Raw genomic sequence first — 20,073 nt, 5'->3', positions numbered from 1 at the left:
GAACTTTCACAACGCGCCGCACACGTCCAGGGCCTCGTCGACAGAAGTGGTGCGCACGAGCGCGTCGAGCGCTCGTTGCTGCACGAACCCGGTGGAGCTCAGACCGTCGATCCACTGCATCAGGCCGTCGAAGTGCCCGAACGGATCGAGCATCACCATCGGCTTGCTGTGCATGCCCAGATAGCCGGCCGTCCACGTCTCGAAGAGTTCTTCGAGCGTTCCGATGCCGCCGGGCAACGTGATGAACGCGTCGGCTCGGTCCTCCATGATCTTCTTCCGCTCACGCATCGTGTCGGTGACGATCAACTCGTCGGCATCGACGTCGGCGACCTCGCGGTGCACGAGCGCTTTCGGGATGACACCGACGGTGTTGCCTCCGGCTGCGCGTGTCGCCGCGGCCACCGCGCCCATCATCGAGACGTTGCCGCCGCCCGACACCAGCTGCCAACCACGTCGACCGATCTCGGTACCGACCTCACGCGCCAGATCGATGAACGACGCGTCGACCGGTCCCGATGCGCAGTAGACACACACGCTGATCCCCGAAACGCCGACCGGCTGCACGCTCACTGCTGGGCCTCCCGGACGATGCGGACGGCCTCGTCGACGCTGTCGGTGCAATGGATGAGGTCGAGGTCCTTCTCGGACACCTTGCCTTCTTTCACGAGAGTGGTCTTGATCCAGTCGAGCAATCCCGACCAGAAGTCCTTGCCCAGCAACACGATCGGGAATCGTGTGACCTTCGCGGTCTGCACGAGTGTGAGCGCCTCGAAGAGTTCGTCGAGAGTACCGAAGCCTCCGGGCAGGCACACGAACGCTTGGGAGTACTTGACGAACATGGTCTTGCGTACGAAGAAGTATCGAAAGTTGACACCGAGATCGACCCAGTCGTTGAGGCCCTGCTCGAACGGCAGCTCGATGCCCAGTCCGATGGAGTACCCGTCGGCCTCGCTCGCGCCGCGGTTCGCGCCCTCCATCACACCGGGACCGCCGCCGGTGATCACGGCGAAGCCTTCACGCGCCAGGGCAGCTCCGAGTTCACGCGCCCGCTCGTATTCGGGATGGTCGACGGGTGTGCGCGCCGAACCGAACACCGTCACCGCTCGCGGCACCTCGGCCAGAGCACCGAAACCTTCGACGAATTCGCTCTGAATGCGCAGCACGCGCCAGGTGTCCGAGTGGATCCAATTGCCGGATCCGCGTTCGTCGAGCAATCGTTGGTCCGACGTGGACGTCTCGGTGTTTCGACCGCGGCGAAGTACGACGGATCCCTTGTGTTTGGCGGGCTTTTCGCTGCCGATCTGTTCGTAACTACCTGGGTCGTCGACGCTGTTCATGGCGTTCAGGCTATCCGGCGGAGAGGTAGCTCCGTAGAACCTGTGTGACGTGGGTGATCTGTTCGACCGGGACGCGCTCGTCGCGCTTGTGGGCGAGGTTGGGATCGCCCGGTCCGTAGTTGACTGCGGGTATGCCGAGGGCGGAGAACCGGGAGACGTCGGTCCAGCCGTACTTGGCCCGGAACTGTCCACCCGCTGCCTCGATGAGGGCAGCGGCAGCAGGCTGGTTCAGCCCGGGCAGCGCACCCGGTGACGAGTCGGTCACCTCGAATCCGAGATCGAGTCCGTCGACCACCTCACGGACATGCTCGACGGCCTCGTCGACACTGCGGTCCGGTGCGAAGCGGAAATTGACGTCGAGCTCGGCGGCATCGGGGACGACGTTGCCCGCCACCCCTCCGGCGATCCGAACTGCTTGCAGCCCTTCGCGATATACGCATCCGTCGATATCGACGCTACGAGCGTGGTAGGCCGCCAGCCGATTGAGCACCGCACCGAACTTGTGAATGGCGTTGTCGCCCAACCAGGATCGGGCACTGTGCGCTCGGGTTCCCGACGCCGTCAGCCGAACACGCAGTGTGCCTTGACAACCGGCTTCGATGAACCCTCCGGACGGTTCGCCCAGAATCGCCACATCGGCGTTCAGCCATTCGGGTAGCTCACGTTCGATGCGACCGAGACCGTTGCGTGAGGCAGCAATCTCTTCGCAGTCGTAGAACACCAGAGTCAGGTCGTGTGCCGGGTTGTCGATCGTCGCGGCGAGGTGAAGAAACACCGCATCGCCCGACTTCATGTCGACGGTCCCGCAGCCGTGCAGGATGTCCCCCTCGGCGCTCTCGTGCTCGCGCCGCGACGGGACGTTGTCGGCAATCGGCACGGTGTCGAGATGACCGGCGAGCATCACCCGTGAACCCAGCCCGCGGTTGGTTCTGGCCAGGACGGCGTTGCCGCTCCGAATTATCTCGAAGCCCGTGGTCTGCTCACGGAGTGCCTGCTCCACCTCGTCGGCGATACGCGACTCGTCCTCACTGACGCTGGGGATGTCCACCAGCGCTGCGGTGAGGTCTATCGGGTCGGCATGCAAATCGAGCGTCACGGCGACAACCCTAGGCTTTGGGCCCCGGAATCTCGCGGACCACGCCGTCGAAGCCTGCGCCGAACAATCTTCCGCTCGAAAACCCCTGCTCGGAGCGACCGTAGGAGACGACACTGGTCAACCGAGTGCCGGTACCGATCAAGCAGGTGACCCCCGGAGCATCGATGCGGACGACGGAACCGCCTGCATTGAGCGGTACCACCGGACGGCCGGCGGCGTCGAGAGTGAGACCGTCCGGGGCAGCCAACGAGTCGAGCCCCTTCAGATCGAGCAGGTCTTCCGGTGCCGACGGATTTGCAATCGGAATTCGACTGACGCCCGCGTTCACGAAAGTCCGAGAGACGTAGAGATATTTCCCAGCGGAATCGAGCACCGCGCCGTTGGCGCTCGGCAAGCGCGCCCAGCTCGGGTCGACAGAACCGTCGGGGCTGATGCGGCCGATGAGCGAACCGAAGTCGTTGGTAGCGTAGACGGTTCCGTCCGCAGCAACGGCGAGTCCGTTGGCTGCACTGAGTCCCTTCGCAAAGGGAGTGACGGCAAGGGTGTCGATGTCGAGTCGAACGATGCCGGCGGCCTTGACGACGTCTCCGACGAATACACGGGGATCGGCACCGTAGCCGACCAGGAGCGTCCCGTCGGGCATCCACGCCAGAGCTCCGCCGCCGCCGCTGGGAACCTTCGCAATGGGATACGCGGGCTGTCCAGGTGCGTCGATGCGGTACACCCGGCCCGAGACGATATCGGTGACATACGCGCGGCCCGACCCATCGACGGCAAGGCCCTCCAGCGCAGCCCCCGGAATTTTCGCGACCTCTGCCGACTTCCCACCGACTCCGGCGCAGTTGGGTGCGGCGGCTGCGGTACCGGAACCGGCTACCACACCGGTCACCGCCAGGAGTGTTGCAGCGACCACCGAGAATATCGAACGCATAGCTATTGACCTGCTCGAACTCATGGAATCCCCCGCCTACGGCGACCCCCTGTCAGCCGATGGGCATTTCTACCACGCCTCGGCGACAACCAAGCCGAAAGCGACTCCGAGAATGATGGTCGAAGCGAAGGTTGCCACCAACCCGGTGAACGACATCCCGTCGGCCATCATCGACACTGCTCCTCTTCCGAGCGAAATCCTGCGGGTGGTCATTGTCGTCACTCTGTCAGCCCACCGGCCCCGGGCAGGTCTCCGCGAATCCCGATGTGGTCACGCTCGTCAGTCGAACGGATAACGAACCGCCGTCGTGACCGAACCGGCGACTACCGCCGGTCGGTGTGCCCGGAAATCACCTGGGAACCTGCGGCGCCCAGTCACCGAACCACGCACGACGCACCACCGCGTATTCTTCGAGCCGTGAGTGCACAGGGAGCAACAGCAGTAGGTATTGCCAACATCACGACATCGGGCGTAGTTCTCGACACCTGGTTTCCGAGCCCGGAGCTCGGGTCCGATCTCGAGGCCGGCACGACTCGGCTCGAAGGATCCGACATCCCCGCGGAGCTGGCCGCGCTGGTCGGTGCGGACGAGGCGCGCGGCCTCGAGGTCGTCGCAGTGCGCACCAACATCGCATCTCTGGACGATGCTCCGATCGACGCCCACGACGCGTACCTACGACTGCATCTGCTGTCGCATCGCCTGGTCGAGCCGCACGGTCAGAATCTCGACGGACTGTTCGGACTGCTCGCCAACGTCGTCTGGACCAACTTCGGACCCGCAGCGGTCGAGGGCTTCGAGACTGTGCGTGCGAAGCTACGTGCCCGCGGCCAGGTAACCGTCTACGGCGTGGACAAGTTCCCGCGTCTGGTCGATTACGTCGTTCCCACCGGCGTCCGCATCGCCGACGCCGACCGTGTGCGCCTCGGTGCTCATCTGGCCAGTGGAACGACGGTCATGCACGAGGGCTTCGTCAACTTCAATGCAGGCACGCTCGGTAACTCGATGGTCGAGGGACGCATCTCCGCGGGCGTCGTGGTGGGTGACGGTTCCGACGTGGGCGGCGGTGCGTCGATCATGGGCACGCTGTCCGGTGGCGGCAAGAACGTCATCTCCGTCGGCAAGAGCTGCCTGCTCGGTGCCAACTCCGGACTCGGCATTTCACTCGGTGACGACTGCGTCGTCGAGGCGGGGCTGTACATCACCGCCGGAACGAAGGTCAGTGGACCGGATGGAACTGTGGTGAAGGCGGCGACGCTGAGCGGCAAGTCCAACCTCCTGTTCCGTCGTAACTCGCTCTCGGGTGCGGTCGAGGTTGTGCCGTGGAAGGGCACCGGCGTCGAGCTGAACGCAGCGTTGCACGCCAACGACTGAGAGCCTGATCGACTCCAATCGATTAGTCGGACAATCTCTTCCAGCCCCGCACCGTGTTTTCGGTGCGGGGCTGGTGTATTTGTGTGGGGCTGGTGCGTGTTTGCGCGGACCTATGCGATGTGGGGGCCGGCTCGGACGTGGGATTGTCTCGGTTGTCGGTAGGGGTCGACGGTGGCGGGTGGGACGAACCACGGGTGGTTGTCGGTGCCGATGAACACTTCCCAGTCACTGTGGTGGATGAGTCGGTGGTGGAATCCACACAGGAGGACGAGGTTGTCCATGTCGGTGGGGCCGCCGTCGGTCCAGTGCCAGATGTGGTGACCTTCGGTCCAGGCGGCGGGTTTTCCGCAGCCCGGGAACGCGCAGCCGTGATCGCGGGCCGTCAACGCACGTTTCTGTTTCGCGGTGACGGTACGGGCGGTGCGGGCGAGGTTCAACGGGTTGCCGTTCTCGTCCATGACGATGGCGGTGAGAACACAGTCGCAGGCGAGTTGGCGAGAGGTGTTGCGGGAGAGGGGTCCCATCCAGGGCAGCCACCCGACCGACGTGCCGTCACCGAACAAGTCCCGATACGCGCCGCGATCCGGGCTCGGTCCGGCAGCGCTGCCGGTCTCGAGTTCATCCGCCGCGTCCGACTCGGTCGGGTCGGAGTGTATTGGGTCGGAGTGGATCGGGTTGCCGGCGTCGATGTCCACCGGGTCGGCTGGATCGGCGTTGTCGGATTCTGCTGCAGCGCGGGTGGTTTCGTCGTCGGTGATGTCGTCGCTGTTCTGACCGCTCAGGCTGTGGAGGTCCTGCAACCGGATGTGCAGGTTGATGTGGGGTCTCTCTCCGCCTTCGGTGGGGCGATCCTTCGAGGCGAGGTAGTGGTCGAGGATCTGCCCGAATGCGTCGGCGCGTCGCCTCGCAGGACTGCGTTCGTCGGGGGTGCCGTCGGCTGCGGGCCGAGGTTCGGTCAACGGGGAAAGTGCGGTGAGCAGCTTTTCTCCGGTGATCGCATCGAAATCCATCTTCGCCACGAGACGTCCGTTGAGGGTTTCGAGGCGAAGAGTTCGTTGCGGTCGGTGTCCTCGGCGGGTGGCTTCTTGCCGCCGAAGGTGTCCTGCAACTTGGTGATGGCTGCGCGGATGCGGTCGGTGCGGGCTTCGGGCCCGGTTGCGGCGGCGATCAGAGCTTTACGTGCGGCATCGCGACCCTCTTGAGGGAGGTTCTTCGGGGGTGTTTCGGCGAAGGTGAGGATCAGGGCGGCGTGGTCGACGGACATGACGCCGGTGTTCACGGCGTCGGCGATGTCGGGGAAGTTCTTCAACCCGCGGGCGAGGGCAACGATCTTGTTCGCCTTGCTCGGGGTGAGGAGGGTGGTGGAGGTCAGCCACCCTGCGGGTCCGGGGAACCCGAGCTTCTCCCGGCTCACGCGAATGTCGATGTCAGCGACGAGGGCGATCCGCCGGGCTTCGAGCAGTTGGATTCGGTGGGAGACATCAGCAGCGTCGGCGAGAAGTTCGCTTTCGCTCAGTTGCCAGATCTCCGTCATCATGGACCAAGTGTATCGAACGCGTGTTCGATACACAATGATGGTGCAATCGAAAACTATTGCTGTGCATAAGGATTCGTGAATCGCAACCTGTCGGTGGCCCATGGTAAGAGAAATGCCTAGAGCACAACGGTCCCCTGGTGATACAGGATTGTCCACTCCCCCGCGCGTCGCTGCCAGAGCGTCGCTCGCCGCGTAAGTCTGTCGACCTGCAGCAAGGTGTACGTCAGCAAGTACGTGTCCGGGGCAACCTCACGGACCTCGAAATCGCTGGTTTCCCAGTCGACGTCGTGGTCTCCTGACGGGTCCTGTCGATAGCGCTTCTCGAGAACGGCCCACACCTCGTCACGGTCGTATCGGGTACCGGACGCACCGACCTCCCAGAAATCGATATCGGTCAGACGATCGAAATCTTCACGCGTGATGCCGTACTCACGGCGGTGGAAATGGGTTCACGCCGTTCGAGCTCCGCGAGCACGGATCGCACGTCGACCACCGGTCTGCCTGCGGCAGCGTCAGCCGATGGTTCCGAGCGAAGCCAGTGTCTTGACCACGGCGCGCGCGGCCTCGGCACCCTTGGTTTCGAGGTGCGCGGTGAAGAAGGCGTTGTGATCGGCGTGTTCGTGGAAGTGATGTGGAGTCAGGACCACCGAGAACACGGGGACGTCGGTGTCGAGCTGCACCCGCATCAGCCCGTCGATCACCGCCGTTTCGACGAAGTCGTGTCGGTAGATTCCGCCGTCCACGACGAGCGCTGCGGCGACGATCGCCGCATACTTTCCGGTTCTGGCGAGCCGCTGCGCGTGCAGCGGGATCTCGAATGCTCCGGGCACCTCGAAGACGTCGACTGCGGTGTCGACATGGCCCAACTGCTCGAGTTCGGCGGAGAAACCCACCCGCGCACGATCGACGATGTCCAAATGCCAGGTGGCATGGACGAAGGCAATGGATCCGGCGAGTGGAGTGGTCATGGATGCGATGCTAGCGGTATCGCTCGTCGAGCAAGTCGAGTGTTGCGCCATCGAATTCGCCGGAGAAATACTTCTGCAACACTTCGACGAAAACGGACTGTCCCTTGGTAGCTTCGGCGAAAAGCGTCATGGACGAGTGCAGCTTCAGATTGTCCGGGTAACCGAAGATCTCGTCGACCGTGCTGCCCTCGACCGCAAGAGTGAGCTGCGCGGCTTTCTTCAGGCGTGGCCCGAGAACTTCGTGGGACAGGTACAGCTCGGCCTCGGTCAGGTCTGCGATGCCGAAGTGCTGAGCGGTGGCACTGCGGCCCAGGCCGGCCAACTGCGGAAACACGAACCACATCCAGTGAGTCTGTTTCCGGCCTGCCTTCAACTCCTTGACCACGACGTTCCAGACGGGATCCTGGGCGTCGACGAAGCGTTGCAGGTCGTATTCGGTCATACCGACAACTTAGCGACACAGGAGTGGAGCCTGCGGAACGACCCGGTCAGGTGAATCCGCGGAGCAGGGTGTCGACCGTGGCGTCGAGTAGGTCATCGGCAGGCATGCCGTCGAGGAGGTCGCCGGCGGCGAGCACGGCGAGTCCGTGGACGCTCGCGAACGCGACGCGGGCGAGGACGGCAGGCGATGCTTCGGTGATGACTCCCGCGTCCATCGCAGCGTGCAGCAAGGATTCCGTCGCCGCCATGCTTTCGTGCGCAACGTCTTTGAGTTGTTCGCTGGCCTCGGGGTGATGCTTGGTGCTGTACATGACGTCCAAGAGCTGCGGGTGTTCGACGGCAAAACCCAGGTAGGCGCGGGCGACACCACGAAACTTGGCCAGCAGCTCTCCCGGACCGGTGGCCGCGTCGACCATTCGCCGATTCATTTCCTGAAAGCCGTGCAGCGCCAACGCATCCAGCAATGCTTGCTTGTCGCGGAAGTGGCGCGCGGGGGCTGCGTGACTGACACCCACGTCTCGGGCCAACTGCCGCAGCGACAGCGCATCCACGCCGTCGCGGGCGATGCTCTGCTCGGCCTCCTCCAGGAGCACCGCGCGCAGATCACCGTGGTGGTAGCGCTCCGTTGCCATGGACTCACCCTAGGCGATGTTGGCGTTGACAACAATGCTGACAGTGCCTACATTTGCTCGCATGACATCCACAGCACTCATCACCGGGGCGAGCTCCGGCCTCGGCGAGGAATTCGCACATCGCTTTGCCGCACGCGGCGAGAACGTCGTCCTCGTGGCACGCCGGGCGGACCGACTCGAGACGCTTGCCCGCCGCATCGAAGCAGACCACGGCGTCACTGCGACCGCCGTCGCCATGGACCTGGGCGTACCGGGCATCGGCGAGTCACTACGAAAGACGTTGGCCAACAAAGGGATAACACCCACGACGCTGGTCAACAATGCAGGATTCGGGACCCACGGGCGCTTTCGCGACGAGGATCCGGCGCGGGTGGCGTCGGAAATCGCATTGAACGTCAGTGCGCTGGTGGATCTGACACATGCGTTTCTGCCGAATCTGACCGGTGCGTTGATCAACATCGCGAGTACCGCTGCGTACCAGCCCACTCCGAACATGGCGGTCTACGGGGCGACGAAGGCCTTCGTACTGAACTTCACCGAGGCGCTCGCCTACGAGTACCGCACGTCACCGCTGAAGATCCTCGCTCTCTCCCCCGGCCCGACGCGCACCGAGTTCTTCGACGTCGTCGGATCCGAGGATGCCGCAGTGGGCAACTTCCAGACCTCCAAGCAGGTGGTCTCGACGGCTATGCGCGCCTTGGATTCTCGCCGTACCCCTGCCAGCGTCGTGTCCGGCCTTTCCAACAAGATCAGCGCCGGCAGTGTGCGTCTCGCGCCACGATCGTTGGCCGCGATAATCAGCGGTCGCCTACTGAAGGCCTGACCCCTAACCCCGCATTCGACGCGAATCGATCACTCCCGTGTCGAATCCGGCCAAGTGCAGCCCGCCGTGGAAGCGGGCGTGTTCGATCTTGAGGCACCGGTCCATGACGACGTTCAATCCGGCTGCCTCGGCGTCGTGGGCCACCTGCTCGTGCCACAACCCGAGCTGCAACCAGATCGTCTTCGCCTGCGCAGCAATGGTTTCGCCCAACACCTCCGGGAGATCGTCGTACTTGCGAAAGACGTCGACCAGGTCCGGACTCTTCGGTAGATCCGCGAGAGTCGGATAGACGGTCGTTCCTTCGATGTCCGAGACCGTCGGATTGACGAGAAATATTTCGTAGTTGCTTGTCGAGGACAGATACCGATTGACGAAATAGCTTGCTCGCGACGGGTTCTTGGACGCACCGACGATCGCGACGGTTTTCGTCTCACGCAAGATCCGCTGACGGTCCTGAGCGGAGGGTCCCTGCCAGGTTCGTTCGCTCATGACCGCGCCTTCCCGGTTGCCAGCGTCAAGGCCTGATCGAGATCCCACAGCAGGTCCTCGCCGTCTTCGAGGCCGACACTGATCCGAATGAGTTCGGGCCCCACCCCCGCGCCGGCCAGTTGATCATCGCTGAGCTGTCGGTGGGTGGTGCTGGCCGGATGGATGACCAGGGTACGTACGTCGCCGATGTTCGCGACGTGACTGGCCACCTGGACGCTCTCGACGAACGTTCGGCCGGCATCCCGACCACCTTCGATGCCGAATGCGAACACCGCACCCGGACCCGAGGGCAGATATTTCGCGGCGCGATCGTGGTGCGAATGACTCTGCAATCCAGCCCATCTCACGTACTCGATGCGTGGGTCAGCCTCGAGCCACTCGGCGACGACGCGCGCATTGGCCACGTGCGCGTCCATGCGCTGCGGCAACGTCTCGACGCCCTGGATCAGCGTGAAGGCAGAGTGCGGAGCCAGTGCTGCACCGATGTCGCGCAGTTGCTCACTGCGCAGTTTGGTGAGAAATCCGTACTCCCCGAAGTTGCCCCACCACGACAGGCCCCCGTACGAGGCCACCGGCTCGGTCATCTGCGGGAACTTGCCTCGGCCCCAATCGAATCGACCGGACTCCACCACGACGCCGCCGAGCGTGGAGCCGTGACCGCCGAGAAACTTCGTTGCCGAGTGGACGACGATGTCGGCTCCGAACTCGATCGGCCGGCTCAACCACGGTGTCGCCATAGTCGCGTCGACCACCAGCGGGATCCCATGATCGTGCGCGACCGCGGCGAGACCCTCGAGATCGGCGATTTCACCGGAGGGGTTTCCGATGACCTCCGCGTAGATCAACTTGGTCGAATCTGTTACCGCCGCCGCATAATGGGCCGGGTCCGTGCCGGGAACGAAGGTGGTCTCGACGCCGAAGCGCCGCAGTGTCACGTCGAGTTGCGTCACGGTTCCGCCGTAGAGTCCGGCTGCCGCGACGATGTGATCACCGGTGCCGGCCAGCGCGGCGAACACCGCGAACTCGGCCGCGAGCCCGCTGGCGAACGCGACCGCCCCGATGCCGCCTTCGAGGCTCGCGATGCGCTCCTCGAAGGCGGCGACCGTCGGGTTACCGATGCGGCTGTAGACGTTGCCGTACTTCTGCAGAGCGAACAGATCCCCTGCGTCAGCAGAATCCTCGAACACGTAGCTCGCCGTTTGATAGATCGGCACCGCACGCGAACCGGTTGCCGAGTCGGGCCGCGCGCCGGCGTGAATTGCTCTGGTACGCAGGCCGAATGTTCGCTCACTCATGACGTCAGGCCGTTTCGAGGACGGTGTGGATCGGCGTGGGGTTAAGCGTGAGATCCAGTACCGGGCAGTGATCGTCCACGGCCTGCTGCAATTCCTCGTACCGCTCACGGGTCTCGGGCCCGGTGACCGTCACGACGACGCGCACCTCACCGAATCCCGGCCGCACGTCGTCGTCGAACCCGAAGAAGCCACGTACGTCGAGGTCGCCCTCGGCCTTCGCCTTGATGTCGTCGACGACGATACCGAGCTTCTCGGCCCAGACGCGGTAGGTGACCACCTGGCAGGACAGCAGCGACGCGAGGTAGTACTCCACGGGATTGGCGGCCGTGTTCTCACCGCCGAGGGCCGGCGGCTCGTCGACCTCGACGCTGAACTTGCCGAGTGTGACGGTGCTGGCGACGGCATCGTGCGCGGTGACGGAGGCACGGAATACAGCGTGAGCGTTCTTCGCGTCCGCGCGTACTGCGTCGTCGGTGGCAGCGATGACGCCACCGAGATGGGAGACAGATGTGGTCATGAGTGATCCTGTTCGTCGAAAAAGGTTGCCGGAACGACCCGAGGAGCGTGTGGAGCTCGTCGGGGCTGGGTTCGATCGACAGTTACGAACAGGAAGAAGTGCAGACCAGGCACAGATCGATGGTGCGACGACGCACGAGCCTTCTGCCCGCGTCGGTCACATGTGTCTCGGTCACGGTGCCGACAATAGCCTAAGAGAACTGGTCTGCGCCGACGTCGGTTTCGTCGTCGGTGATCGCGGCGACGATCCGTGCTGCTACCGCCTCCGGCGTCAGGCCCTGCGGTAGTTTCGGTGCCTGCCCGGCGATCGGCCGCGTCGCCAGCCCCGTCTCGGTGTGCGGAGGCCGTACGTCGACGATACGGATCTTCGACTTCCGTGCCTCTGTGCGAACACTTTTCAGCAGCGCACTCGCCGCGGCCTTGCTCGCCGAGTAGGCACCCATGTTGGGCATCGGCTTGTCTGCGACCACCGCACTGATGTTGAGCACGAATCCACCCTGATCCAGAGTGGTCAGCGCTTCACGCATGATGCGCAGCGGTGCCAGGTAGTTGAGCAGCAGCAGCTCGTCGACGGTGTCGTCGTCGACCTCGGTGACCGGACCGAACGCCACGACACCGGCGGCGATCACGATCCCGTCGAGACCGCCGTGGTGTTCGACGGCCTCCGCGACTACCGAGCGAGCCGAATCCGGCAGCGTCAGATCGGCATTGACCGCGTGCTGCTCCGAGGACTCGAGGCTGCGTCCGCTGATGGTCAGCCGCGCGCCGGCCTGGGCGAGTTGCTCGACGATCGGACCGCCGAGCCCGCCACTGGCACCGAATACGAGAATGCGTGCGCCGTCCAGGTTCATGACTCGAAGCTAGCGCGTTTCACCCGACTCGCGCTCACAACGCGGAGTCAGCCGAGGAGCTTCTTCTGCACCTTGCCCATGGCATTGCGCGGCAGCGAGTCGACGACGCGAATCTCCCGGGGCCGCTTGTGGATCGACAGTTCGGTGGCCACCAGGTCGATGAGCACTCGGTCCTCGACCTCGGTACCGACGACGAACGCCACGATGCGTTGACCCAGATCGTCGTCCGGCAGGCCGACGACGGCCACCTCGTCCACGCTCGGGTGCCCCAGCAGCACGGTCTCGATCTCCCCCGCGCCGACGCGATAGCCGCCGGACTTGATCAGGTCGGTCGAGGCTCGCCCGACGATGCGGTGGAACCCGTCGGGCTCGATGAGCGCGACGTCCCCGGTGTCGAACCACCCGTCCTCGGTGTAGGTCTTCGCCGTCGCCTCGGGGTTGTTCAGGTAGCCGTCGAACAGCATGGGGCAGCGGATCTGCAATGCGCCGATGGATTCGCCGTCGTGCGGCAGGATGTCGCCCTTCTCGCCCAGCAGTCGGGTTTCGACGCCTGCGACGGGCAGCCCCACCGATCCTGGCCGACGTTCACCGTCGGCGCGGGTGCTGATGGTGATGAGGGTTTCGCTCATGCCGTACCGCTCGATCGGAGCCTGACCGGTGAACTCACGCAGCTTCTCGAACACCGGAACCGGGAGCGGCGCACTGCCGGACACCAATAGTCGGGCGTGGGCCAGGGCGCGGGCCGACGTCTCGTCCGCGGCGACGCGCGACCATACGGTCGGCACCCCGAAATACAGAGAACCCCGCGCTGCCGCATAGAGCTCGGGAGTCGGTTTGCCGGTGTGGATCAGCGGGCTGCCGACTCGCAGTGGGCCGAGCAACCCGAGAATCAGTCCGTGCACGTGAAACAGCGGAAGACCGTGCACCAGAGTGTCTTTCCACGTCCAGCTCCAGGCCTGCGCCAACGCGTCGAGCCCGGCCGCGATGGCGCTGCGAGAAATCAACACACCTTTCGGTGGGCCGGTGGTGCCGGAGGTGTAGAGCACGAACGCGATCGACGACGGCTGCGGCTCGGGGTAGCTGTGCCACGACCGTGCGTGCTGACGCACCGGCAGAACCGTCAGACCCGCGGTGTCCGGCGGCGCTTCGCCGAGCCACGCCTGCGCACCCGAATCGCGGAGGATGTGCTCACGTTCGGCCGAGCCTGCATCCGGTGGGACGGGAACAACGGTGACGCCGGCAATCAACGCACCGACGACGGCGAGCACCGTTTTCACCGATGGCGTCGCGTGGATGGCGAGCCGATCTGCCCGGCCGATGCGCTCGGCAACAGAGGTAGCCGCGCCCAGGATGTCGGCACGAGAGAGCGAGATGCCGTCGATGGTGACGGCGTCGGGAATATCGTCTCCCCGCGCAACGGCGAGTGGGTTCAGTGAACGAAGCAGCACATGGCTACCGTACAGACATGGACGTGGACGGAATCGACACCGGCGACTACGCCGAGTACATGACGGTCGCCGCCGGTGACCTGCAGGCGGGTGTCTATCTGATCGGAACCGACGCCGAACAGGACGTCGATTCCGAAGACGTCCTCGACCTGGACCTCGAGGACGAGGACTCCGACGACGAGGACATCGACCTCGCGCACGTCAGTGACGGGGCACCGCGACTGGTCTACTCGGTGCAGTCCGACGATTTCTGGACGCGAGTGGAGTTGGCCGACCTCCGAGCGACTCAGCTCTACGAGGAGGCGCACGCGCGCAACCCCGAGGTCAACGCCGAACCGAAGCGGTTCACCACCGTCGAAGCCTTCGGCAGCAACGAATTGGTCTACATCCTGCGCATCAGGCGCGGCGGATGGGACGTCGGGGAGCCGGGTCTCGACTGACGGTCCACCGCAACTAGGCCGAGGACGCCACCGTTCCGATTCCGAGGGCGACGAGGAATCCAGCGCTGATGCGGTCCAGCCAGTCGGTCACGGCCGGTTTACGCAGCAGCGTCACAGCGCGTGAGGCGAGAACGGAGAACACTCCCATCACCACGGCAGCGACAATCACCTCGACCAGACCGAGCGTCATGGCACCGGTGAACGTGACCACATTGAGGAACTGCGGTACCACCGCGAGATAGAACAGTCCTACTTTGGGATTTAGAGCGCACGAAAGAACGCCTGCTCCGAACGCCGACCATGCGGATGCCGCCACCGGGACCAACGGCCCGCCTGCCACCTTGTTCTTCCGGCGGGCTCGAAAAGCCCTCACTCCTAGGTACAGCAGGTACAACCCACCGAGAACTTTGACGACGCGGTACGCCGTCGCGGATTGCTCGACGATCGCCGCCAACCCGACAGCGACCAGCACGGCCCAGAACAGTCCGCCGATCGCGACACCCATCGCCGCAGCGACGCCTGGCTTGAGGCCGCCGATGCTGTAGCGGAGCACCAGAAACGAATCCGGCCCGGGCAGAATCGCCAGCAGAAAGCACACACCGGCGAAGCTGAGCAGCAGGCTGAGGGTCATGGGTACATGAGAACACCCGATCCGAGCAGGGGCCAACTGAGCTCAGTGTCCACAATTCACATCGAGAAGCGGGATCCCGTCGATCGGGCCGAATAGTGGACACTCAGCGCACCTCAAGACCGCACCCTTCAGCGGCGTCAGCGGGGCCGAAGCCAACTGAGGTGAGTGTCCACAATTCACATCGAGAAGCGGGATCCCGTCGATCGGGCCGAATAGTGGACAGTCAGCGCACTACAACACTCAGCGCACCAGGAAGCTCGGCTAACCGCGCAGGCGGGCCGCCGCAGCCTCGATGCGCTCGTCCGTCGCGGTCAGTGCGATGCGGACGTGTTTGCCACCGTTCGGTCCGTAGAACTCTCCCGGTGCGGCGAGGATGCCGCGTTCGGCGAGCCAGTCGACGGTGTCGCGGCACGGCTCGTCGCGGGTGGCCCACAGGTACAACCCGGCCTCCGAGTGGTCGACGCGGAATCCGGCTGCCTCGACGGCAGACTTCAAAGTCGTTCGCCGGGCGCGGTATCGCTCTCGCTGGATGTTCTCGTGCTCGTCGTCGGCCAGAGCTGCGGTCATGGCGGCCTGAATGGGGAGCGGCACCATCATGCCTGCGTGCTTGCGGACCTCGAGCAACTCGGCGATCAGGGCCGCGTCGCCGGTGACGAAACCGGCGCGGTAGCTGGCCAGATTCGAGGTCTTCGAGAGTGAGTGCACTGCAAGGAGATTGGTGTGATCGCCGTCGCAGACGCGAGGATCGAGCACCGAGACTGCGTCGGCTTCCCAGGTCAGACCCAGGTAGCACTCGTCGGAGACGACGATGGCGTCGCGCTCACGGGCCCACTCGACGACCTTGCGCAGGTGCTCGACTCCGAGCACCTTCCCCGTCGGGTTCGACGGCGAGTTGACGAAGATCAGCGAGGCGCGTTCGGGGCCGAGACGATTCAGTCCGTCTGCACGAAGAATTCGTGCACCGGCGAGCAGCGCACCCACTTCGTATGTGGGATACGCCAATTCGGGGATGACGACAAGATCATCGGCACCCAGACCCAGCAGACTCGGCAACCAGGCGATCATTTCCTTGGTGCCGATGGCCGGAAGCACCGCGTCGGTCGAGATACCGGTGATCGAGTAGCGACGTTCGAGCGACGCCACCGCGGCCTCCCGCAGCGCGGCGGTACCGACGGTCGTCGGGTACCCGGGCTCGTCGGCCACCGAGTTCAACGCAACCCGAATCACCTCGGCGACCGGGTCGACGGGCGTGCCGACCGACAGATTCACGATGCCGTCCGGGTGCGCCGACGCCTTCTCCTTGGCAGCGGTCAGCGAGTCCCACGGAAAGTCGGGCAGCGTCGCTGCCACCGCTCTGCGTGCCAAGGCGTCAGTTCTCGCCCATGGGAGGCAGAGCCTTGATGAACGGTGGGTCGTAGTCGGTCTTGCCGAGTTTCGCTGCGCCACCCGGAGATCCGAGATCGTCGAAGAAATCGACGTTGGCGCTGACGTATGCACTCCACTGCTCGGGCACGTCGTCTTCGTAGAAGATGGCCTCGACGGGGCACACGGGTTCGCAGGCTCCGCAGTCGACGCATTCGTCGGGGTGGATGTACAGCATTCGGTTACCCTCGTAGATGCAATCCACCGGGCACTCTTCGATGCACGCTTTGTCCAGTACATCTACGCACGGTTCTGCAATCGAGTAGGTCACTGCTGCTCTCCCCTCCTTGTATAGATCGTGGGCACTCTCGCGCCCTCAGCATCCTAGTATCGCGGTCCGAACCTGGGACAATCCGACCAGGGTGACCTCACCTGCTCCGGCCTGCTATCGCCGAAGCTGCTTCGCGGGCGGGGTCACCGATGCCGACGCCGTCTTGTGGGCGGCGAGCCACTTGCGTCCCTGCTTGGCAGCGCGCGACAGCGCGCCCCGCTCACCGAGATATCCGGCGACGCCACCGACGAGCGGGATGGCTCCGAGTACCCGGTAGAACCCGCGTGGATGCGGGCGCTTCTCCAACTCGCCTGCCACGTCGCGCAGCACGTTGGCGATCTGCCACATTCCGCGCAGCAGTGCGAACGGTCCGGATTTCGGCGATTCTTCCTTCTTCGCAGGAGCACTGTCGGCCAAGGACGTCAGATCACGCTTGCACAGCACCGACCCGAGCAGCGCCACATGCGTCTCGCGGTCGGTCACTCCGGATTCGCGAGCCACGGCGACGAGCACCATCGCCTGGTTGGCGAACCCGAGCAGATCCTGGATCGGCAGACGGTTGACCAGGATGCCGAAGACGCCGGGGAAGGCCACCGCGACAGTGTTGAGAGCTCCGATGCGATTGACCCACCACTGCGAACGAGCATCGCTGTCGAGCTTCTCCCAGCCGGCGGTGCCCGGGAAGTCGGTGGTGTCGAACGCCTTGGCCAGGAAGTCGATGACGTTGTCGAGGGTCGAATCGTCCGCGGAGGACTCGCGGAACGTCCGTCCCTTCAGTCCGATCGGGTCACGCGTAGCCAGGATGTCGAGCACGGGATGAATGATGGCGACGGCACTGCTCAGTACCGCGGCGACTCGACGGTCGTCCATGTCGGGCAAACTCCGTTTCGGGTAAAGACCTGCAGGTCAGATCAGGCCGGCGACCGACACCGCCGGTGCCGGGCCGTACGTGGTGGTGCGCTGACGAACCGGTCGTCCGATGCCGTCGGCGATCTCGCGCAGTTCCGCGACGGTCTTCTCCGAACCGTTCTGCGAACCCGCCATGCGCGAGATCGTCTCTTCCATCAGGGTCCCGCCCAGATCGTTCGCGCCTCCGTTCAGCATCGCCTGTGTACCCGTGATTCCCAATTTCACCCATGACGTCTGAATGTTGTCGATACGGCCGTGCAGCATGATCCTGGCCAGAGCATGCACCGCACGGTTGTCCCGATTGGTCGGGCCGGGACGCGAGGCACCCGCCAGATACAGCGGCGACGACTGGTGCACGAACGGCAGCGGCACGAACTCGGTGAATCCACCGGTCTTGTCCTGGATCTTCTTGAGTACGTTCAGATGCCCGACCCAGTGCGACGGATTGTCGACGTGGCCGTACATCATCGTCGAGCTCGATCGCAGGCCCACCTCGTGCGCGGTGGTGATCACCTCGATCCACTCTGCTGCCGGCAGCTTGCCCTTGGTCAGCACCCAGCGGACCTCGTCGTCGAGGATCTCCGCAGCGGTACCCGGAATCGAATCCAGGCCGGCAGCGCGCAGCTCCGTGAGCCACTCGCGGATCGACTGACCACCGCGCGAGGCCCCGTTGACGATCTCCATCGGCGAGAACGCATGAACGTGCATCGACGGCACCTTCGCCTTGACCGCACGGACCAGATCGGCGTAGCCCGTCACCGGCAGCTCCGGGTCGATGCCGCCCTGCATGCACACCTCGGTGGCACCGACCACGTGCGCTTCCCACGCACGGTCGGCCACTTCGGCAGTGGACAGCGTGAACGCGTCCGCGTCACCCTTGCGCTGGGCGAACGCGCAGAAACGGCATCCGGTGTAGCAGATGTTGGTGAAGTTGATGTTCCGGTTCACCACGTAGGTGACGGTGTCCCCGTTGACCTGCTTGCGCAGATCGTCGGCCAGCGCAGCGACGGCGTCCATGCCGGGGCCCTCGGCCGTCGCCAGTGCGAGGTACTGCTCGTCCGACAGACCGGCCGGGTCCTTCTCCGCTGCTGTCAATGCCGACACCAGGTCGCGGTCGACTCGTTCGAGACCGGCCAGATCGCGCACCTGCTCACGAATGGAATCCCAGTCGCCGAACGCGTTCGCCAGATCCGAGCGCGTCTCGGTGTTGCGGCCCTCGGTGTCGATCTCGGTGTTCAGATCCACCCGTCCCGAGGACTCCCATTCCTCGTCGGGCTCCTGCCACGGCAGACCGGTCGGGTTGACGCCCTCGCGTGCCATCCCGGTCTCCGGGTCGGCCACTGCCCGCACGTGTGCCGAGATTCGCGGGTCGATCCACGGTGCACCGGCCAACACGTACTGCGGCTGCGCGGCAGTACGTTCCACGAGCGTGTAACCGGCGGCCGCCGACAACTCGGCGAGAGTGTCGAGGTTCGGCCAGGGCCGCTCGGGATTGACGTGGTCGGGAGTCAGCGGCGAGACACCGCCCCAATCGTCGACGCCTGCGCCGAGCAACGCGGCGGTCTCCTCCGCTGCGACGAGGTTCGGCGGGGCCTGAATTCGCATCGACGGACCGACCACCATGCGCGTCACCGCGATGGTCGCCAGGAATTCTTCGAGACCGGCGTCGGGCACCGACCGCATCGCGGTATCGGACTTGGCCAGGAAGTTCTGCACGATGATCTCTTGCACATGACCGAAAGACTTGTGCACCTTACGAATTGCCATGATGGACTCGGCCCTGTCCCGCAACGTCTCACCGATACCGACGAGGATGCCCGTCGTGAAGGGAATGTTGAGCCGGCCCGCGTCGGTCAGCGTGCGCAGCCGAACCTCGGGATCCTTGTCGGGACTGCCGTAATGCGCCTGCCCCTTCTCCTCGAACAGCCGACGCGAGGTGGTCTCGAGCATCATGCCCATCGAGGGGGCCACCGGCTTGAGGCGCGAGAGTTCCTGCCATGACATCACTCCGGGATTGAGATGCGGCAGCAGGCCGGTCTCCTCGAGCACCCGGATCGACATCGCGCGCACGTAGTCCAGAGTCGAGTCGTAGCCGCGTGAGTCCAGCCACGCCTTGGCCTCGGGCCACCGCTCCTCCGGCCTGTCGCCGAGCGTGAACAGCGCCTCCTTGCAGCCCAACTCGGCCCCCTTGCGGGCGACGTCGATGATCTCGTCGGGATCCATGAACATCCCGTGCCCGGCCGCATTGAGCTTGCCCGGCACCGTGACAAACGTGCAGTAGTGGCACTTATCGCGGCACAACCGCGTGATGGGCACGAACACCTTGCGTGAATACGACACGGTCTTGGGACGGCCTGCCGACTCCAACCCGGCATCGCGAACCCGGGATGCCGACGCCATCAGATCCACGAGGTCGTCACCGCGAGCGTGCAGCAAGACGGTTGCCTCGTCGACGTTCAGCGACACCCCGTCGCGGGCGCGACGCAGGACGCGGCGCATGGCGGAGGCGGCTGGAGCGGTATCAGGCTGCGAAGTCACCAGTCGATCATGCGCCTTCTTGGTACGCACGTGCCACCCGCGGGTGGGCCTGCGGCCCTTGTGCGCGTTTTGCGTACCCGGAAGGGCGCACAACGCGCACGACGGGGCAGCGCTAGGTTTGTACCGT

The 20,073-nt window shown here is 64.7% G+C and carries 24 protein-coding genes; 3 read left to right on the top strand and 21 right to left on the bottom strand.

Going from position 1 to position 20,073, the window contains the following annotated elements; genetic code table 11:
- Positions 1 to 6: 6 nt before the first annotated feature.
- From CH285_RS19830 to CH285_RS28030, 5 genes are all read right to left on the bottom strand, one after another.
- Positions 7 to 570: a TIGR00730 family Rossman fold protein gene (locus CH285_RS19830; protein WP_230074810.1), complete on the bottom strand. Its 564-nt coding sequence runs from the start codon at positions 568 to 570 to the stop codon at positions 7 to 9.
- On the bottom strand, positions 567 to 1,337 hold the full coding sequence (locus tag CH285_RS19825; RefSeq protein WP_045840749.1) for a TIGR00730 family Rossman fold protein: 771 nt from the start codon (positions 1,335 to 1,337) through the stop codon (positions 567 to 569). The genes CH285_RS19830 and CH285_RS19825 overlap by 4 nt, the downstream gene beginning before the upstream one ends.
- A 10-nt stretch (positions 1,338 to 1,347) precedes the next feature.
- Entirely contained in the window at positions 1,348 to 2,433 is a 1,086-nt protein-coding gene (gene dapE / locus CH285_RS19820; RefSeq protein WP_032369637.1) for a succinyl-diaminopimelate desuccinylase, read from the bottom strand.
- A 10-nt stretch (positions 2,434 to 2,443) separates the two neighbouring features.
- Positions 2,444 to 3,364 carry an SMP-30/gluconolactonase/LRE family protein gene (locus CH285_RS19815; RefSeq protein WP_230592918.1) on the bottom strand — a complete coding sequence of 307 codons (921 nt, stop codon included), beginning with the start codon at positions 3,362 to 3,364 and terminating at the stop codon, positions 2,444 to 2,446.
- Between the two features lie 69 nt (positions 3,365 to 3,433).
- Complete coding sequence (locus CH285_RS28030) at positions 3,434 to 3,577, bottom strand: hypothetical protein (protein ID WP_155288421.1); 144 nt, start codon at positions 3,575 to 3,577, stop codon at positions 3,434 to 3,436.
- 204 nt (positions 3,578 to 3,781) lie between these two features.
- On the opposite strand from CH285_RS28030, the gene dapD reads away from it, so the two are divergent.
- Positions 3,782 to 4,735 carry a 2,3,4,5-tetrahydropyridine-2,6-dicarboxylate N-succinyltransferase gene (gene dapD, locus CH285_RS19805; protein WP_032369638.1) on the top strand — a complete coding sequence of 318 codons (954 nt, stop codon included), beginning with the start codon at positions 3,782 to 3,784 and terminating at the stop codon, positions 4,733 to 4,735.
- Positions 4,736 to 4,845: 110 nt separating this feature from the next.
- Here dapD and CH285_RS19800 read toward each other — a convergent pair whose 3' ends face one another.
- From CH285_RS19800 to CH285_RS19775, 6 genes are all read right to left on the bottom strand, one after another.
- Positions 4,846 to 5,745: an HNH endonuclease signature motif containing protein gene (locus CH285_RS19800; RefSeq protein ID WP_052068751.1), complete on the bottom strand. Its 900-nt coding sequence runs from the start codon at positions 5,743 to 5,745 to the stop codon at positions 4,846 to 4,848.
- Positions 5,691 to 6,272: a DUF222 domain-containing protein gene (locus CH285_RS19795; protein ID WP_176458858.1), complete on the bottom strand. Its 582-nt coding sequence runs from the start codon at positions 6,270 to 6,272 to the stop codon at positions 5,691 to 5,693. Before CH285_RS19795 ends, CH285_RS19800 begins: the two co-directional genes overlap by 55 nt.
- Positions 6,273 to 6,388: 116 nt before the next feature.
- On the bottom strand, positions 6,389 to 6,661 hold the full coding sequence (locus tag CH285_RS19790; RefSeq protein ID WP_230592939.1) for a nuclear transport factor 2 family protein: 273 nt from the start codon (positions 6,659 to 6,661) through the stop codon (positions 6,389 to 6,391).
- A 123-nt stretch (positions 6,662 to 6,784) separates the two neighbouring features.
- Positions 6,785 to 7,240, bottom strand: a complete 456-nt coding sequence (locus CH285_RS19785; protein ID WP_032369639.1) for a 6,7-dimethyl-8-ribityllumazine synthase — start codon at positions 7,238 to 7,240, stop codon at positions 6,785 to 6,787.
- A 10-nt stretch (positions 7,241 to 7,250) separates the two neighbouring features.
- Complete coding sequence (locus tag CH285_RS19780) at positions 7,251 to 7,682, bottom strand: DUF1810 domain-containing protein (protein ID WP_032369640.1); 432 nt, start codon at positions 7,680 to 7,682, stop codon at positions 7,251 to 7,253.
- A gap of 46 nt (positions 7,683 to 7,728) precedes the next feature.
- Positions 7,729 to 8,313: a TetR/AcrR family transcriptional regulator gene (locus CH285_RS19775; protein ID WP_032369641.1), complete on the bottom strand. Its 585-nt coding sequence runs from the start codon at positions 8,311 to 8,313 to the stop codon at positions 7,729 to 7,731.
- Between the two features lie 61 nt (positions 8,314 to 8,374).
- On the opposite strand from CH285_RS19775, the gene CH285_RS19770 reads away from it, so the two are divergent.
- Positions 8,375 to 9,136 (top strand): SDR family NAD(P)-dependent oxidoreductase, encoded by a 762-nt coding sequence (locus tag CH285_RS19770; RefSeq protein ID WP_032369642.1) that lies wholly within the window; start codon positions 8,375 to 8,377, stop codon positions 9,134 to 9,136.
- A gap of 3 nt (positions 9,137 to 9,139) precedes the next feature.
- Here the strand turns inward: CH285_RS19770 and CH285_RS19765 are convergent, their stop codons facing one another.
- From CH285_RS19765 to CH285_RS19740, 5 genes are all read right to left on the bottom strand, one after another.
- On the bottom strand, positions 9,140 to 9,625 hold the full coding sequence (locus CH285_RS19765) for a CoA-binding protein (protein ID WP_032369643.1): 486 nt from the start codon (positions 9,623 to 9,625) through the stop codon (positions 9,140 to 9,142).
- Positions 9,622 to 10,920 carry an O-acetylhomoserine aminocarboxypropyltransferase/cysteine synthase family protein gene (locus tag CH285_RS19760; RefSeq protein WP_032369644.1) on the bottom strand — a complete coding sequence of 433 codons (1,299 nt, stop codon included), beginning with the start codon at positions 10,918 to 10,920 and terminating at the stop codon, positions 9,622 to 9,624. The genes CH285_RS19765 and CH285_RS19760 overlap by 4 nt, the downstream gene beginning before the upstream one ends.
- Before the next feature lie 4 nt (positions 10,921 to 10,924).
- Positions 10,925 to 11,437, bottom strand: coding sequence for an OsmC family protein (locus CH285_RS19755; RefSeq protein WP_032369645.1), 513 nt, complete (start codon positions 11,435 to 11,437; stop codon positions 10,925 to 10,927).
- Positions 11,438 to 11,627: 190 nt separating this feature from the next.
- A complete protein-coding gene (locus CH285_RS19745; protein WP_032369647.1) occupies positions 11,628 to 12,287 on the bottom strand; it encodes an SDR family NAD(P)-dependent oxidoreductase in 660 nt (219 codons plus the stop codon).
- A 47-nt stretch (positions 12,288 to 12,334) separates the two neighbouring features.
- Positions 12,335 to 13,735: an acyl-CoA synthetase gene (locus CH285_RS19740; RefSeq protein ID WP_027498076.1), complete on the bottom strand. Its 1,401-nt coding sequence runs from the start codon at positions 13,733 to 13,735 to the stop codon at positions 12,335 to 12,337.
- A gap of 17 nt (positions 13,736 to 13,752) precedes the next feature.
- On the opposite strand from CH285_RS19740, the gene CH285_RS19735 reads away from it, so the two are divergent.
- A complete protein-coding gene (locus CH285_RS19735; protein WP_032369649.1) occupies positions 13,753 to 14,175 on the top strand; it encodes a hypothetical protein in 423 nt (140 codons plus the stop codon).
- Between the two features lie 13 nt (positions 14,176 to 14,188).
- On the opposite strand, the gene CH285_RS19730 is transcribed toward CH285_RS19735, so the two are convergent.
- The 5 genes from CH285_RS19730 to CH285_RS19710 all read right to left on the bottom strand — a co-directional run bounded on the left by CH285_RS19730 (position 14,189) and on the right by CH285_RS19710 (position 19,946).
- The gene (locus CH285_RS19730) at positions 14,189 to 14,806 is read right to left on the bottom strand and encodes a LysE family translocator (protein ID WP_032369650.1); all 618 of its coding nucleotides are present in this window, start codon (positions 14,804 to 14,806) and stop codon (positions 14,189 to 14,191) included.
- A gap of 261 nt (positions 14,807 to 15,067) precedes the next feature.
- A complete protein-coding gene (gene dapC, locus CH285_RS19725) occupies positions 15,068 to 16,171 on the bottom strand; it encodes a succinyldiaminopimelate transaminase (RefSeq protein WP_032369651.1) in 1,104 nt (367 codons plus the stop codon).
- A 4-nt stretch (positions 16,172 to 16,175) separates the two neighbouring features.
- Positions 16,176 to 16,499 (bottom strand): ferredoxin, encoded by a 324-nt coding sequence (fdxA, locus tag CH285_RS19720; RefSeq protein ID WP_027498080.1) that lies wholly within the window; start codon positions 16,497 to 16,499, stop codon positions 16,176 to 16,178.
- A gap of 114 nt (positions 16,500 to 16,613) precedes the next feature.
- Entirely contained in the window at positions 16,614 to 17,369 is a 756-nt protein-coding gene (locus tag CH285_RS19715; RefSeq protein WP_032369652.1) for a hypothetical protein, read from the bottom strand.
- Positions 17,370 to 17,405: 36 nt separating this feature from the next.
- Entirely contained in the window at positions 17,406 to 19,946 is a 2,541-nt protein-coding gene (locus CH285_RS19710; protein WP_255032487.1) for a bifunctional FO biosynthesis protein CofGH, read from the bottom strand.
- Positions 19,947 to 20,073 lie beyond the last annotated feature (127 nt).

The organism is Rhodococcus sp. 05-2256-B1 (genome assembly GCF_002258465.1).
Taxonomy (GTDB): Bacteria; Actinomycetota; Actinomycetes; order Mycobacteriales; family Mycobacteriaceae; genus Rhodococcoides; species Rhodococcoides fascians.
This window is presented reverse-complemented; position numbering and strand designations above follow the sequence as displayed.

Bases quoted from the DNA above. Each gene is read 5' to 3' on its own strand.
- CH285_RS19825 (WP_045840749.1), bottom strand. From the start codon at position 1,337: ATGAACAGCGTCGACGACCCAGGTAGTTACGAACAGATCGGCAGCGAA.
- CH285_RS19815 (WP_230592918.1), bottom strand. From the start codon at position 3,364: ATGCGTTCGATATTCTCGGTGGTCGCTGCAACACTCCTGGCGGTGACC.
- CH285_RS28030 (WP_155288421.1), bottom strand. From the start codon at position 3,577: ATGACCACCCGCAGGATTTCGCTCGGAAGAGGAGCAGTGTCGATGATG.
- CH285_RS19800 (WP_052068751.1), bottom strand. From the start codon at position 5,745: ATGGATTTCGATGCGATCACCGGAGAAAAGCTGCTCACCGCACTTTCC.
- CH285_RS19795 (WP_176458858.1), bottom strand. From the start codon at position 6,272: ATGATGACGGAGATCTGGCAACTGAGCGAAAGCGAACTTCTCGCCGAC.
- CH285_RS19785 (WP_032369639.1), bottom strand. From the start codon at position 7,240: ATGACCACTCCACTCGCCGGATCCATTGCCTTCGTCCATGCCACCTGG.
- CH285_RS19780 (WP_032369640.1), bottom strand. From the start codon at position 7,682: ATGACCGAATACGACCTGCAACGCTTCGTCGACGCCCAGGATCCCGTC.
- CH285_RS19775 (WP_032369641.1), bottom strand. From the start codon at position 8,313: ATGGCAACGGAGCGCTACCACCACGGTGATCTGCGCGCGGTGCTCCTG.
- CH285_RS19770 (WP_032369642.1), top strand. From the start codon at position 8,375: ATGACATCCACAGCACTCATCACCGGGGCGAGCTCCGGCCTCGGCGAG.
- CH285_RS19765 (WP_032369643.1), bottom strand. From the start codon at position 9,625: ATGAGCGAACGAACCTGGCAGGGACCCTCCGCTCAGGACCGTCAGCGG.
- CH285_RS19760 (WP_032369644.1), bottom strand. From the start codon at position 10,920: ATGAGTGAGCGAACATTCGGCCTGCGTACCAGAGCAATTCACGCCGGC.
- CH285_RS19755 (WP_032369645.1), bottom strand. From the start codon at position 11,437: ATGACCACATCTGTCTCCCATCTCGGTGGCGTCATCGCTGCCACCGAC.
- CH285_RS19745 (WP_032369647.1), bottom strand. From the start codon at position 12,287: ATGAACCTGGACGGCGCACGCATTCTCGTATTCGGTGCCAGTGGCGGG.
- CH285_RS19735 (WP_032369649.1), top strand. From the start codon at position 13,753: ATGGACGTGGACGGAATCGACACCGGCGACTACGCCGAGTACATGACG.
- CH285_RS19730 (WP_032369650.1), bottom strand. From the start codon at position 14,806: ATGACCCTCAGCCTGCTGCTCAGCTTCGCCGGTGTGTGCTTTCTGCTG.
- CH285_RS19715 (WP_032369652.1), bottom strand. From the start codon at position 17,369: ATGGACGACCGTCGAGTCGCCGCGGTACTGAGCAGTGCCGTCGCCATC.